The following is a 12,650-nucleotide window of genomic DNA, read 5'->3' on the forward strand; positions in this document are numbered from 1 at the left end:
GACTTGAAGGCAAATTCAAGGCCAGCGACGTGAATGAACTGCTTGTAATCGCCGACCCGCGCCTGATGGCGGAACGCGCTGCGTGGCTCGAAAACCTCGCTCGTGAACGCCGCCTTTCCGAGCATACGCTCGATGCATATGAGCGCGACACCCGCCAGTTTCTGACCTTCCTGACCGGTCATCTTGCCGGCCCGGCGACCCTCGCCGACATCAGGGAATTGCGTCCCGTCGATTTCCGCGCCTTCCTGGCTGCCCGGCGCAGGCAAGGCTCCGGCGCCCGTTCGCTCGGCCGCAATCTCGCCGGCCTTCGTTCGCTGTTGCGTCACCTGGAAAAGAAGGGCTTGGTCAATGCCGCCGGCGCCGGTGCGATCCGTTCGCCGAAACAGCCGAAGTCGCTGCCCAAACCCCTGTCGGATACGCAGGCGATCACCATCGTCAGCGATGAAGCCCAACTGCATGACGAACCCTGGATCGCCGCGCGCGATGCGGCTGTCATGACTCTGCTCTACGGCTGTGGCCTGCGCATTTCCGAAGCGCTGGGTCTCGTTCCCGCCGACCTGCCGAAGGGCGCCACAGCGCTGCGCATCACCGGCAAAGGCAACAGGACACGGCTGGTGCCGCTTCTGCCCGTCGTTTTCGATGCGGTCGAAAAATATCGCGCCCTCTGTCCCTATTATCTCGAAAGCGGTGAGCCGCTGTTTCGCGGCGCCCGCGGCGGCAAGCTGCAGGCGGCGATCATCCAGCGCGCCATGCAGAAGCTGCGCGGCGCCTTCGGCCTGCCGGAGACGGCGACGCCGCATGCGCTCCGCCACTCCTTCGCCACCCATCTGCTTGCTGGCGGCGGCGATCTGCGCACCATCCAGGAACTGCTCGGCCACGCCAGCCTTTCGACAACGCAGGTCTACACCGGCGTGGATGCATCGCGGCTGCTTGAGGTGTATGATCGAGCCCATCCGCGCGCTTGATGCATCTCGTCCAGAATGCGCAGCGCTTCTGACGACAGCATCCCATATTGTCGACAAGCTCAGCGCCCATGAATCCGGCCTGAATCGACGCGCTAATTTTTCGTTAACGCATTCTCTTAAAGGATTATGCGCAAGCCGAGCGTAGAGCAGAAGCGATAGGGCATGTGGGGAATACCATGATGACGACTTCAATCAGCCGCCGGGCTTTTTTCCTCTTAGCACCCGGCAATCTGCTGCTCTGGCTGATTGCGGCCTTCCACATGCTGCTTGTTGCGGCTCTGTTTGTCGCCCTCCTCGCCGCAAGGCCGGCGGCGGCCGAAGACACTGCCTGCACCGGCCGCAATCTGATGGTCGACTTGCAGCAGAGCGACCCCGCCCGATACGCCGAGGCGGTCAAGGAAGCCGAAGCAACGCCGAACGGCAAGGGCATCTTCTGGAAGATCGAAAAGCCCGGACTTGCCCCTTCATGGCTGCTCGGCAGCATGCATGTGACCGATCCCCGTGTGCTCGCCCTGCCGCCGCGCGCCCAGGCGGCCCACGACGCAGCCAACACGATCATCATCGAATCCGACGAGATCCTCGATGAACGAAAGGCAACCGCCGCCCTGCTCGCGCGGCCGGAACTGACGATGTTCACCGACGGCACGACGATCGACAAGCTGCTCTCTGCCGAGGACTACAAGCGCCTGGAGGCCGGCCTCAAGCAGCGCGGCATCCCGCTCAGCGCCGTCTCCCGCATGCGGCCATGGATGATCTCCAGCGCCGTTGCCCTTCCGGCCTGCGAACTCGCCCGCAAGGCCAGGGGCGTGCAGTTTCTCGACCAGAAAATCGCCACCGACGCCGTTGCCGAGGGCAAGGAGGTCAAGGGGCTGGAAACCCTTGCCGAGCAGATCCAGGCCATGGCTGATCTGCCGGTCGAATTCCATATGAAGTCGCTGATCGAGACGCTGGAACTCGGAGCCAAGATGAATGATGTGGTCGAAACGATGACCGATCTCTACCTCTCCGGCGATATCGGCCTGACCATGCCGATGCTGAAGACCGTGACACCGGAGACCGAAGGCGAAAGCAGCGACTATGCCGCCTTCGAACAGCGGGTCATCCTCGATCGAAACAAGGTCATGGCAGAACGCGCCGCACCCATTCTCGACGACGGAAACGTCTTCATGGCCGTCGGTGCCCTGCATCTGCCCGGCGAGGGCGGCGTCATCGAATTGCTGCGCAAGCAGGGCTTCACCGTTACCGCCGTGAACTGAACTCGTTGTCGGTCAGCCGAGCGTCATGCGGCGCAGCACATTGCTTTTATAATAGAACTGATGGACGAGCCCGCCTGCGACGTGGGCCGCGATCAGCCCCCAAAGAATGACCTTCAAGACATCCGCGTGAACGAAGCCGGCGGGATTGATGCCGAAATAGTAAGCGGCGATGCCCGAAAGCGGCATCGCGAAGAGCAGGATATAAAGCCCGGCATGGGCGAGTTTTGCCCCGAGACGAACGATCGCCGGCTCCTGCGAAGCCTCAGGCGGCGCACCCTGCATAAAGCGCAGACAGAGCCTGAGGACGGCAAGCAGCAGAATGGCGATGCCGACATAGGCATGGATATTGGCCGAGGCAATCTGCTCGGGCGTCGGCACCTCGCCCCTGCGAACGAGCCGGTGCCATATATTCATCCCGTCGGGAAACAGCAGATTGAAGAAGATCAGCAGCGCCACCGCCCAGTGGAGGAAACGCTGGCTGAGACTGTAACTCGGGATGGACGGCTGCTGCATTGCTGATCTCCCCCGGATGGTCGAACTCTGCGATCAACTAAAACAGCCGCTTGCCTCTCGGCAAGCGGCTGCGCGCTTCATTACGAAGATGTAAGATTACATATGGATCGGCTTGAAGAAGGTCGCGAGTGCAGCCTCCTTGACGGCTTCAGACATCGTCGGATGTGCATGGCAGCTGCGGCCGAGATCTTCCGACGAGCCGCCGAATTCCATCAGCACGGCGATCTCGTGGATCATCTCGCCGGCGCCGAAGCCGACGATATGGCCGCCGAGCACGCGGTCGGTCTCCTTGTCGGCGAGGATCTTGACGAAGCCGTCGGTCGCCAGCATCGCACGGGCGCGGCCGTTTGCGGTGAACGGGAACTTGCCGACCTTGTAGGCGATGCCTGCCGCCTTCAGTTCCTCCTCAGTCTTGCCGACCGAAGCGATCTCCGGCTGGGTATAAACGACGCTCGGGATGACCTCATAATTGACGTGGCCATGCTGACCGGCAAGGATTTCGGCAAGCGCCACGCCCTCGTCTTCGGCCTTGTGCGCCAGCATCGGCCCCTTCACCACGTCGCCGATCGCATAGATGCCGGCGACATTGGTCTTGAAGTGGCCGTCGATCTCGACGCGGCCGCGATTGTCGAGCACAACACCTGCCTCTTCTAGGCCGAGACCTGCGGTATAGGGCTTGCGGCCGGTGGCGATCAGCACGACTTCAGCGTCGAGCGTCACCGTGTCGCCGCCCTTGACCGGCTCGAACGTGACCTTGGCGCCCTTATCGCCCTTTTCGACGCCGGTGACCTTGGCGCTGAGGTTGAAATCGATGCCCTGCTTGGCGAGCATGCGCTGGAACTGCTTGGAGACCTCGCCGTCCATGCCGCCGAGAATGGTGTCGAGATATTCGACGACGGTGACCTTGGCGCCGAGACGCGACCAGACCGAGCCGAGTTCGAGGCCGATGACGCCACCGCCGACGACGATCAACGTTTCCGGCACCTTTTCCAACGCAATGCCGCCTGTCGACGAGATGATGGTCTTTTCATCGATTTCGACCTGCACGCCCGGAATGCCGGCGACATCCGAACCGGTCGCGATGACGATGTTCTTGCCTTCGATTTCCTGCGCGGTCCCGTCCTCGGCGGTGATGGAAACCTTGCCGGCCGAAACGATCTTGCCGGTACCCTTGAAAGCGTCGATCTTGTTCTTTTTGAACAGGAAGGCGACGCCGTCGACATTCGACTTCACCGTCGCATCCTTGTGCGCCATCATATTGGCGAGGTTGAGCGTCGGCGCCGACACGTCGATGCCAAGCGCGGTTAATCCATGGCCGGCCTGATGGAACATTTCGGAAGCATGCAGCAGCGCCTTCGACGGAATGCAGCCGACGTTCAGACAGGTGCCGCCATAGGTCGCGCGCTTTTCGACGACGGCGACCTTGAGGCCGAGCTGGGCTGCCTTGACGGCGCAGACATAGCCGCCCGGACCGGTTCCGATAATGATCACATCGTAGGACATTGCTTCTTTCCCTTTGGATTTTTCGTTTAGTCGGCTGCGCGCGACAGCGCGAGGCGGAAGCCGAAGGCGACGAGTGCCGCTCCGGTGATGCGGTTGAACCATTTGCCGCTGGCGATGAAGCGGTCTCGGATCGTCTTGACCGTGAAGAAATAGGAGACGCCGGCAAACCAGGCGACCAGCGCCGTCGCCATGCCGATACCATAGGAGAACTGGATCAGTGCTGGCGTGTCGTGGTGGACGAGCGTCGAAAACAAGGACAGGAAGAACAGCACCGGCTTCGGGTTCAGCGCATTGGTGATGAACCCCATGCCGAGGCATGACAGCATCGAGGCCGACTTGCGCTCGTCGGCCGTGACGGCGATCTCCTGCACATTGAATCCCGGTTCGCGGAACGACTTGATGCCGAGATAGACGAGATAGCCGACACCCGCCCATTTAATCATCGCAAACAGCATCAGCGACTTGGAGACGATCAGGCCGAGGCCAAGGATCGTGTAGCTGATATGAAAGAGCAGCGAGAAGCCCATGCCGAGCCCGGTCATGATGGCGGCGCGGCGCCCATGCATGATGCTTTGGCGCAGGATGACAGCGAAATCGGCGCCCGGCACGACGATGAAAATAGAGAAGACGGCCATCAGGCCGAGGAATTCGAAGATGTAGCTCATATTGATTCCGCCCTGTCTTTCTAACGGCCGCCGCTCACATTGAGGATCGATCCGGTGACATAGGACGCTGAAGGTGAAAGCAGATAGAGAATTGCATCCGCCACCTCCTCCGGCAGGCCGGCCCGCTGCATCGGGACCGATGGCGCCATTTCGCGCGCCCGGTCCGGCAAGCCACCCGATGCATGGAGATCGGTTTCGATGATGCCGGGCCTGACGGCATTGACGCGAATCCCTTCCCCGGCAACTTCGCGCGCAAGCCCGATGGTGAAGGTGTCGATCGCCGCTTTCGATGCCGCATAATCGACATACTGCGTCGCCGAACCGAGGACTGCCGCCATCGAGGAGACGTTGACGATCGCCCCACCCTGCCCACCATGTCGGCGCGACATGCGGCGCACGGCCTCGGCGGCGCAGAGGATCGAGCCGGTCACATTGACGCGGAGCATGCGCTCGATCCGCTCGACCGACATCTCGTCGACTCGTTGCGGATAATCGACGATGCCGGCATTGTTGACCAGCCCGTCGAGCCGCCCGAACTGACGATCAACCGCCGAAAACATCGCGGCGATATCCGCGGCCTTGCCGACATCGCCCTTAATTGCCACAGCCTCGCCGCCGCTTTCGATGATCGCGGTAACGACGGCATCCGCCGCTTCATGGCTCGTGGCGTAATTCACCGCGACGCGCCAACCCCCGCGCGCAGCAAGCCGGCAGACCGCCGCGCCGATGCCCCGGCTTCCGCCGGTGACGAGAACAACAGGTGTATCGCTCATGTCGCACACTCCTTGAATGTCAGCACGTCCCAAGGCGCCACCGAGGCCTTGCCCTCGCCCCAGGCGCTGGATTCGCGAATGGCGGGACCAAGACCGGGAAGCACCAGCTTTTCGGCGGCAGCAGCGCCCTCCGGCAGCAGGTTGTCGATCTCGCCCTTGGCGTCCATGCCATAGACGGCGCCCTGCCAGACCGTGCAGGCATCGAGATCGGCGCCGGTCACATCGCCTTCCGGACAGTTGAACATCAGGATGCCGATGGCGCGCACCGGATCCTCCGACGGCATGATATAGCCTTCCATCACCACGGCCGTCTTGAGGGCGCTGACCTTGAACTGGTTGCTGGCGGCCGCCGACGCCGAGTTCAGCGGCGCGAAGCGCAGTTCATAGGCGCCGTCACGGTCGACGTAGACGGCCTGCTCCTGTTTGCAGTCGACGGCGAACCCGGCAACCGGGACGGCGAAAACCGCCACGGCCGCAATTGCAGCCGCACCTCGCCGCCCTGCCATGATCCCGATCGTCCCGCTCATTGCACCTTCGGCTCTCTCCGCCCGTCGGCATTCTGGATTATGCCAAAATCCGTCAACAGCACCAGCGGGCAACCGTCCTTGTCGAGGCCCCAGAAGACAGGATAGACACCATCACCCCAGCCGCTCCAAAACACCGCAACATTGCCCTTCTTGCCGGCAACCGGCCGGTGCAATGCATAGTGGCGCTTGTTGGCGTCAAGCTCCGACGCCAGCACGTCATCGTAATAATTGATATCGGCGTCCGGCTTCTGCGCCTGGACCTGCGTTTCCCGCTCATCGATCAGCGCCAGCGTATCGGCGTCCATATAACAGCCGACGCCGGCATCGACGGGATAGCCGAAGATCTCGTCGTCCTTCAGTGTCGCCGGGTCTTGGCCGGGCACGACGGCCAGTTCCCAGTGATCGGGCCTGCCCTCGGCAAACCGCATGCTGGCCGCCGCGATGCGCCCGAAGGCATGGTAGAGCGTCACCGGATAGTCGCCCGGCGCCACCGTTCTTGCAAGCGCCGCACGATCCGGCTGGGCAAGCGGATCAGCGGCGACGATGCGACCCGAGGTCAGCTCGACATCGCCCATATGGACCACATCGATCGACCGGCTGGAGAGTTCGGCAGCATCAAGCGCCACGAGTCCGAAATTGCTGCTGGCCTTGCTGACATCCCAGCCGGCGGCCGATGCGGGGACCGGGGCATGCGCGGCGGCAGCGCAAAGAAGAAGCCGCGCCGCTCGCAATATCCGGTTCCGCATCGAAAGCGCTCCTTAGAGATCGAGAACCAGGCGTTCCGGATCTTCGAGGCTCTCCTTGACGCGGACGAGGAAGGTGACAGCCTCCTTGCCGTCGACGATGCGATGATCGTAGGACAGCGCCAGATACATCATCGGACGGATGACCACCTGGCCGCCGATCGCAACCGGCCGCTCCTGGATCTTGTGCATGCCGAGAATGCCGGACTGCGGCGCGTTGAGGATCGGTGAAGACATCAGCGAGCCGTAGACGCCGCCGTTGGTGATGGTGAAGGTGCCTCCCTGCATGTCGGCCATAGCAAGCGATCCGTCACGGGCTGCCTTGGCAAGACGGCCGAGTTCCTTCTCGACTTCGGCGATCGACATCTGGTCGGCGTCGCGGATAACAGGAACCACGAGGCCCTTGTCGGTGCCGACCGCCATGCCGACATGGCAGTAGTTCTTGTAGATGACGTCGGTCCCGTCGATTTCGGCATTGACTGCCGGCAGCTCCTTCAGCGCATGCGTCACCGCCTTGGTGAAGAAGCCCATGAAGCCGAGCTTGACGCCGTGTTTCTTCTCGAAAATGTCCTTGTACTTGTTGCGCAGGTCCATGACTGCCTTCATGTCCACCTCGTTATAGGTGGTCAGCATGGCGGCAGTGTTCTGGGCGTCCTTGAGGCGCTTGGCGATCGTCTGGCGCAGGCGCGTCATCTTCACGCGCTCTTCGCGCGAGGCATCCTCGACCGTCGACGGGCCACGTGCAGCCGCAGGCGCTGCAGCCGGTGCCGCGGCGGGAGCGGAAATGCCCTTGGCAACGGCGGCAATGACGTCGCCCTTCAGCACCTGACCACGTTTGCCGCTGCCGTCGACCTGATCGGCGGAAAGATTGCTTTCGGCAAGCATCTTCGCAGCTGCCGGTGCCGGCGGCATGGTGGAGACGGAAGCGCTCGACGAGGATGCGGCGGTGGCAACCGGTGCGGCAGCAGCAGCAGGGGCCGGCTGAGCGGGAGCGGCGACCGGTGCGGCGGCAGCCTGCGCGGCGGCGGCAGCACCGGCGCCTTCGGCGATCTGGCCGAGCAGTGCACCGAGACCGACGGTCTCGCCGGCGGCGGCGACGATTTCCGACAGCGTACCGGAGGCGGGCGCGGGAACTTCGATGGTCACCTTGTCGGTTTCAAGCTCCAGAATCGGCTCGTCGGCCTTGATGGCGTCGCCGACCTTCTTGAACCAGGTGCCGACGGTTGCCTCGCTGACGGATTCACCGAGAGTTGGAACGCGGATTTCTGTGGCCATTGTTCAAATCCTGATTTCGTGTGTTTTCGTTTATGCGTTTCAGACGGCGGGCGGCCGCAAAATGATCGAGGGCATCGGCAAGACATCGAAACGGAAACCGAAACCGGAAGCGATGATCGGATCGCCGTCGACAAGAGCTTGCGCCGCCGGCTGATCCTCCACTTCGACGACTGCCATGCCGAAGGCGCCTTGACCCTCGAACACCGGACCGACGACAATTGCCGATCCCGCAAGGGCCTGCCGATGCCAATATTCGACATGGCGTTTCATCGCCGCCATTTCTTCCCCCGTCCCGTCATGCGGAAAAGTGGGGCGCGGCGGCAGCAGTCTCAAAAAGAAGTAAGCCATTGCGCCCCCCTTGATTTAGCCGCCCAATGCATCCTCGAGGAATGCGGCAAGCTGCGATAGATGCTTGGACATCAGGCCCGTCGCCGGCGAGGCGGCGGCCGGACGGCCGGTATAGCGGACGCGCTGATATTTGGCGTCGATATGGGCAAGCACCCACTCGAGGAACGGGTCGATGAACGACCATGCGCCCATGTTCTTCGGCTCTTCCTGGCACCAGACCATCTCGGCATTGCGGAAGCGCGACAGCTCGTTGATCAGCGCCTTTGCCGGGAACGGATAGAGCTGCTCGACGCGCAGCAGATAGATGTCGTCGATACCGCGCTTTTCACGCTCTTCCAGAAGGTCGTAATAGACCTTGCCGGAGCACATGACGACACGGCGGATCTTGTTGTCCTTCTGCAGCTTGATCGGGCCGTCCTTGATAACCTCGGCATCATCCCACAGCAGGCGGTGGAAGGCGGATTCGCCGGCCAGTTCGGCAAGCGTCGAAACGGCCCGCTTGTGACGCAGCAGCGACTTCGGCGTCATCAGGATCAGCGGCTTACGGAAGTCGCGCTTCAGCTGCCGGCGCAGGATATGGAAGTAGTTCGCCGGCGTCGTGACGTTGGCGACCTGCATGTTGTCTTCCGCGCAGAGCTGCAGGAAGCGCTCCAGGCGAGCCGAGGAGTGCTCCGGACCCTGGCCTTCATAGCCGTGCGGCAGCAGGCAGACGAGTCCGGACATGCGCAGCCACTTGCGTTCGCCCGACGAGATGAACTGGTCGAAGACGACCTGCGCGCCGTTGGCGAAATCGCCGAACTGCGCTTCCCAGAGCGTCAGCGCATTCGGGCGGGCGAGCGAGTAGCCATATTCGAAACCGAGCACGGCCTCTTCCGAAAGCATCGAGTTGATGACTTCGTAGCGGGCCTGTGTCGGCGAAAGATTGGCGAGCGGAATGTAGCGTTCCTCGGTCTCCTGATCGTAGAGAACCGAATGACGCTGCGAGAAGGTGCCGCGTTCGCAATCCTGGCCCGACAGGCGGATCTTGTGGCCTTCCAAGCAGAGCGCGCCAAAGGCGAGCGCTTCGGCCATCGCCCAGTCGAGGCCTTCGCCGGTGGCGATCATGTTGGCCCGGTTTTCCATGAAACGCTGGATCGTGCGGTGCGCATTGAAGCCCGCCGGGATTTCCGAGAGCTTGCGGCCGATCTCCTTCAGCGTCTTCATCGGCACCGCGGTCTTGCCGCGGCGCTGTTCGTCGGCGTTGTCGGCCGTGCGCAGGCCCGACCACTCCCCATCCAGCCAGTCGGCCTTATTAGGCTTGTAGTGCTGGCCGGCGTCGAACTCCTGCTCGAGATGCGCGCGCCAGTCGGCCTTCATCTTCTCGACTTCGCCTTCGGTGAGCAGGCCCTCGGCGACAAGGCGCGCCGCATAGAGCTGCAGCACGGTCTTATGGGCGCGAATGACCTTGTACATCTTCGGCTGCGTGAAGGACGGCTCGTCGCCTTCATTGTGGCCGTAGCGGCGATAGCAGAACATGTCGAGCACCACAGGCTTGTGGAACTTCATGCGGAATTCGGTCGCGATCTTGGCTGCGTAGACGACCGCTTCCGGATCGTCGCCGTTGACGTGCAGGATCGGTGCTTCGATCATCTTGGCGACGTCGGACGGATAGGGCGACGAGCGCGAAAAGGCCGGGTTCGTCGTGAAACCGATCTGATTGTTGATGATCACGTGCATGGTGCCGGCAACACGGTGGCCGCGCAGACCGGAAAGACCGAGGATTTCGGCAATGACGCCCTGGCCGGCGAAGGCCGCATCGCCGTGGATCAGCAGCGGCAGAACCTTGGAGCGTTCGGAAAGCGGAATGATGTCGCCTTCCCACACCGTGGCGCTCATGTCCTGCTTGGCGCGAGCCTTGCCCATGACGACGGGATCGACGATTTCGAGATGCGACGGGTTTGCCGTCAGCGACACGTGTACCTTGTTGCCGTCGAATTCGCGGTCCGAGGATGCACCGAGATGGTACTTGACGTCGCCGGAGCCTTCGACTTCATCGGGTGCGTAGGAACCGCCTTTGAATTCGTGGAAGATGGCGCGGTGCGGCTTGCCCATGACCTGGGAGAGCACGTTGAGGCGGCCGCGATGGGCCATGCCGAACACGGCTTCCTTGAGGCCGAGATGACCGCCGCGCTTCAGGATCTGTTCCAGCGCCGGGATCAGCGATTCGCCGCCGTCGAGGCCGAAGCGCTTGGTGCCCTTGAACTTGACGTCGAGGAACTGTTCGTAGCCTTCGGCTTCGACGAGTTTGGAAAGGATCGCCTTCTTGCCCTCAGGCGTGAAGGCCACACCCTTGTCGGGGCCTTCGATGCGTTCCTGGATCCAGGCCTTCTCTTCCGGGTTGGAGATATGCATGAATTCGACGCCGAGCGTCGAGCAGTAGGTGCGCTCGAGGATCTCGATCATCTCGCGGATGGTGGCGTACTCCAGGCCGAGCACGTTGTCGATGAAGATCTTGCGATCGTAATCGGCTGATGTGAAGCCGTAATTTTCCGGCGACAGCTCGCGAAAATCGTCGACGGCGGCGGCGATTCCGAGCGGGTCGAGCTTGGCATGCAGGTGGCCGCGCATGCGGTAGGCGCGGATCATCATGATGGCGCGGACGGAATCGCGCGTCGCCTGCAACACGTCGGTGCCGTCGGCGGGCTTGCCCTCGGCTACGGCCTTGGCCTTCACCTTCGTCTCGATCACCTTCTCGACGATGCCCCAGTCGCCGTCGAGCGCCGATACCAGATCGCCGCCGGCTGCCAGAGGCCAGTTCTTCCTGCGCCAGGAGGCTCCCTTGGCCGCCTTTTTCACATCGGCAGGATCGTCTTCCAGCGCCTTGAAGAAAGCGCGCCATTGATCGTCGACCGACGCCGGATCCTCTTCGTAGCGCGCATAGAGCTGCTCGATATAGGCCGCGTTGGCGCCATCCAGAAACGAGGTGATCTGAAATTGCTCGTTGGCTTCTTGCCGTGCCATGGTGATATGCGGACGCTTCGGTCCGCCTCCTGACTTGATGAATTTGCCGGATCGATCGCCGGCTGCCGCATTCCGATCGCCGCCTGTCCGCGGCGCATCTGCTGCTCTCGCATGCGAGCCGGGCGGAAGGCGCAGATGCCGTTCCTCCGCCCGGTCTACAGGTGGCTTCAGCCCTTCAGGACTTCCACCAGCGTCTTGCCGAGGCGGGCCGGAGACGGAGACACCTTGATGCCAGCCGATTCCATCGCCGCGATCTTCGATTCAGCGTCGCCCTTGCCGCCGGATACCACGGCGCCGGCATGGCCCATGGTGCGGCCCTTCGGTGCCGTACGGCCTGCGATGAAGCCGGCCATCGGTTTCTTGCGGCCCTTCTTGGCCTCATCCTTCAGGAACTGGGCTGCGTCTTCTTCGGCGGAGCCGCCGATTTCGCCGATCATGATGATCGAAGTCGTGGCTTCGTCGGCGAGGAACATCTCCAGCACATCGATGAACTCGGTGCCCTTGACCGGGTCGCCGCCGATGCCGACGGCCGTCGTCTGGCCGAGGCCTTCATTGGAGGTCTGGAAGACGGCCTCATAGGTCAGCGTGCCCGAGCGGGACACGATGCCGACCGAACCCTTGCGGAAGATCGAGCCCGGCATGATGCCGATCTTGCATTCTTCCGGCGTCAGGATGCCCGGGCAGTTCGGCCCAAGCAGGCGCGACTTGGAGCGGTCGAGGCGAGCCTTCACGCGCACCATGTCCATGACCGGAATGCCTTCGGTGATGCAGGTGATGAACGGGATCTCGGCGTCGATCGCTTCGATGATCGCATCGGCAGCGCCCGCCGGCGGAACGTAGATGACGGTGGCGTCGGCGCCGGTCTTTTCCTTGCCCTCGGCAACGGTTGCAAAGATCGGCAGGCTTTCGCCCTTCGCGCCGGTCCAGGTTTCGCCGCCCTTCTTCGGGTGGATGCCGCCGACCATCTGGGTGCCGTAATAAGCGAGCGCCTGTTCGGTGTGGAACGTGCCGGTCTTGCCGGTCAGACCCTGAACGAGGACCTTGGTGTCTTTATTGACGAGAATAGACATTCTTTCCGATCC

12 protein-coding genes are annotated in these 12,650 nt (G+C 62.6%); 2 read left to right on the forward strand and 10 right to left on the reverse strand.

The window, feature by feature from the left end:
- Positions 1 to 29 precede the first annotated feature (29 nt).
- Together HJB91_RS11040 and HJB91_RS11045 are read left to right on the forward strand one after the other, a co-directional pair.
- On the forward strand, positions 30 to 965 hold the full coding sequence (locus HJB91_RS11040; protein WP_221154727.1) for a tyrosine recombinase XerC: 936 nt from the start codon (positions 30 to 32) through the stop codon (positions 963 to 965).
- A gap of 179 nt (positions 966 to 1,144) precedes the next feature.
- Positions 1,145 to 2,221 (forward strand): TraB/GumN family protein, encoded by a 1,077-nt coding sequence (locus HJB91_RS11045; RefSeq protein ID WP_210633044.1) that lies wholly within the window; start codon positions 1,145 to 1,147, stop codon positions 2,219 to 2,221.
- Between the two features lie 12 nt (positions 2,222 to 2,233).
- Here HJB91_RS11045 and HJB91_RS11050 read toward each other — a convergent pair whose 3' ends face one another.
- The 10 genes from HJB91_RS11050 to sucD all read right to left on the reverse strand — a co-directional run bounded on the left by HJB91_RS11050 (position 2,234) and on the right by sucD (position 12,638).
- On the reverse strand, positions 2,234 to 2,734 hold the full coding sequence (locus HJB91_RS11050; protein WP_221122943.1) for a cytochrome b: 501 nt from the start codon (positions 2,732 to 2,734) through the stop codon (positions 2,234 to 2,236).
- A 96-nt stretch (positions 2,735 to 2,830) separates the two neighbouring features.
- The gene (gene lpdA / locus HJB91_RS11055) at positions 2,831 to 4,237 is read right to left on the reverse strand and encodes a dihydrolipoyl dehydrogenase (RefSeq protein ID WP_210632949.1); all 1,407 of its coding nucleotides are present in this window, start codon (positions 4,235 to 4,237) and stop codon (positions 2,831 to 2,833) included.
- A 26-nt stretch (positions 4,238 to 4,263) separates the two neighbouring features.
- Entirely contained in the window at positions 4,264 to 4,902 is a 639-nt protein-coding gene (locus tag HJB91_RS11060; protein WP_210632950.1) for a LysE family translocator, read from the reverse strand.
- A gap of 20 nt (positions 4,903 to 4,922) precedes the next feature.
- Positions 4,923 to 5,675 carry an SDR family oxidoreductase gene (locus tag HJB91_RS11065; RefSeq protein WP_210632951.1) on the reverse strand — a complete coding sequence of 251 codons (753 nt, stop codon included), beginning with the start codon at positions 5,673 to 5,675 and terminating at the stop codon, positions 4,923 to 4,925.
- Entirely contained in the window at positions 5,672 to 6,202 is a 531-nt protein-coding gene (locus HJB91_RS11070; protein ID WP_221122941.1) for a hypothetical protein, read from the reverse strand. The genes HJB91_RS11065 and HJB91_RS11070 overlap by 4 nt, the downstream gene beginning before the upstream one ends.
- Complete coding sequence (locus HJB91_RS11075; RefSeq protein ID WP_221122940.1) at positions 6,199 to 6,948, reverse strand: DUF4241 domain-containing protein; 750 nt, start codon at positions 6,946 to 6,948, stop codon at positions 6,199 to 6,201. The genes HJB91_RS11070 and HJB91_RS11075 overlap by 4 nt, the downstream gene beginning before the upstream one ends.
- 12 nt (positions 6,949 to 6,960) lie before the next feature.
- Positions 6,961 to 8,220 (reverse strand): 2-oxoglutarate dehydrogenase complex dihydrolipoyllysine-residue succinyltransferase, encoded by a 1,260-nt coding sequence (gene odhB / locus HJB91_RS11080; protein ID WP_210632954.1) that lies wholly within the window; start codon positions 8,218 to 8,220, stop codon positions 6,961 to 6,963.
- A gap of 39 nt (positions 8,221 to 8,259) precedes the next feature.
- Positions 8,260 to 8,568 carry a YciI family protein gene (locus HJB91_RS11085; protein WP_210632955.1) on the reverse strand — a complete coding sequence of 103 codons (309 nt, stop codon included), beginning with the start codon at positions 8,566 to 8,568 and terminating at the stop codon, positions 8,260 to 8,262.
- A 15-nt stretch (positions 8,569 to 8,583) separates the two neighbouring features.
- Entirely contained in the window at positions 8,584 to 11,568 is a 2,985-nt protein-coding gene (locus HJB91_RS11090) for a 2-oxoglutarate dehydrogenase E1 component (RefSeq protein ID WP_210632956.1), read from the reverse strand.
- Between the two features lie 167 nt (positions 11,569 to 11,735).
- A complete protein-coding gene (gene sucD, locus HJB91_RS11095; protein ID WP_008528022.1) occupies positions 11,736 to 12,638 on the reverse strand; it encodes a succinate--CoA ligase subunit alpha in 903 nt (300 codons plus the stop codon).
- Positions 12,639 to 12,650: the final 12 nt, after the last annotated feature.

Origin of the sequence: Rhizobium sp. NLR10b (genome assembly GCF_019685435.1) — a bacterium.
Taxonomy (GTDB): domain Bacteria; phylum Pseudomonadota; class Alphaproteobacteria; order Rhizobiales; family Rhizobiaceae; genus Rhizobium.

What these genes read in the sequence shown, in the direction of transcription:
- HJB91_RS11045 (WP_210633044.1), top strand. Translation starts at nt 1,145, where the DNA reads ATGACGACTTCAATCAGCCGCCGGGCTTTTTTCCTCTTAGCACCCGGC.
- HJB91_RS11050 (WP_221122943.1), bottom strand. Translation starts at nt 2,734, where the DNA reads ATGCAGCAGCCGTCCATCCCGAGTTACAGTCTCAGCCAGCGTTTCCTC.
- lpdA (WP_210632949.1), bottom strand. Translation starts at nt 4,237, where the DNA reads ATGTCCTACGATGTGATCATTATCGGAACCGGTCCGGGCGGCTATGTC.
- HJB91_RS11060 (WP_210632950.1), bottom strand. Translation starts at nt 4,902, where the DNA reads ATGAGCTACATCTTCGAATTCCTCGGCCTGATGGCCGTCTTCTCTATT.
- HJB91_RS11065 (WP_210632951.1), bottom strand. Translation starts at nt 5,675, where the DNA reads ATGAGCGATACACCTGTTGTTCTCGTCACCGGCGGAAGCCGGGGCATC.
- HJB91_RS11070 (WP_221122941.1), bottom strand. Translation starts at nt 6,202, where the DNA reads ATGAGCGGGACGATCGGGATCATGGCAGGGCGGCGAGGTGCGGCTGCA.
- HJB91_RS11075 (WP_221122940.1), bottom strand. Translation starts at nt 6,948, where the DNA reads ATGCGGAACCGGATATTGCGAGCGGCGCGGCTTCTTCTTTGCGCTGCC.
- odhB (WP_210632954.1), bottom strand. Translation starts at nt 8,220, where the DNA reads ATGGCCACAGAAATCCGCGTTCCAACTCTCGGTGAATCCGTCAGCGAG.
- HJB91_RS11085 (WP_210632955.1), bottom strand. Translation starts at nt 8,568, where the DNA reads ATGGCTTACTTCTTTTTGAGACTGCTGCCGCCGCGCCCCACTTTTCCG.
- HJB91_RS11090 (WP_210632956.1), bottom strand. Translation starts at nt 11,568, where the DNA reads ATGGCACGGCAAGAAGCCAACGAGCAATTTCAGATCACCTCGTTTCTG.
- sucD (WP_008528022.1), bottom strand. Translation starts at nt 12,638, where the DNA reads ATGTCTATTCTCGTCAATAAAGACACCAAGGTCCTCGTTCAGGGTCTG.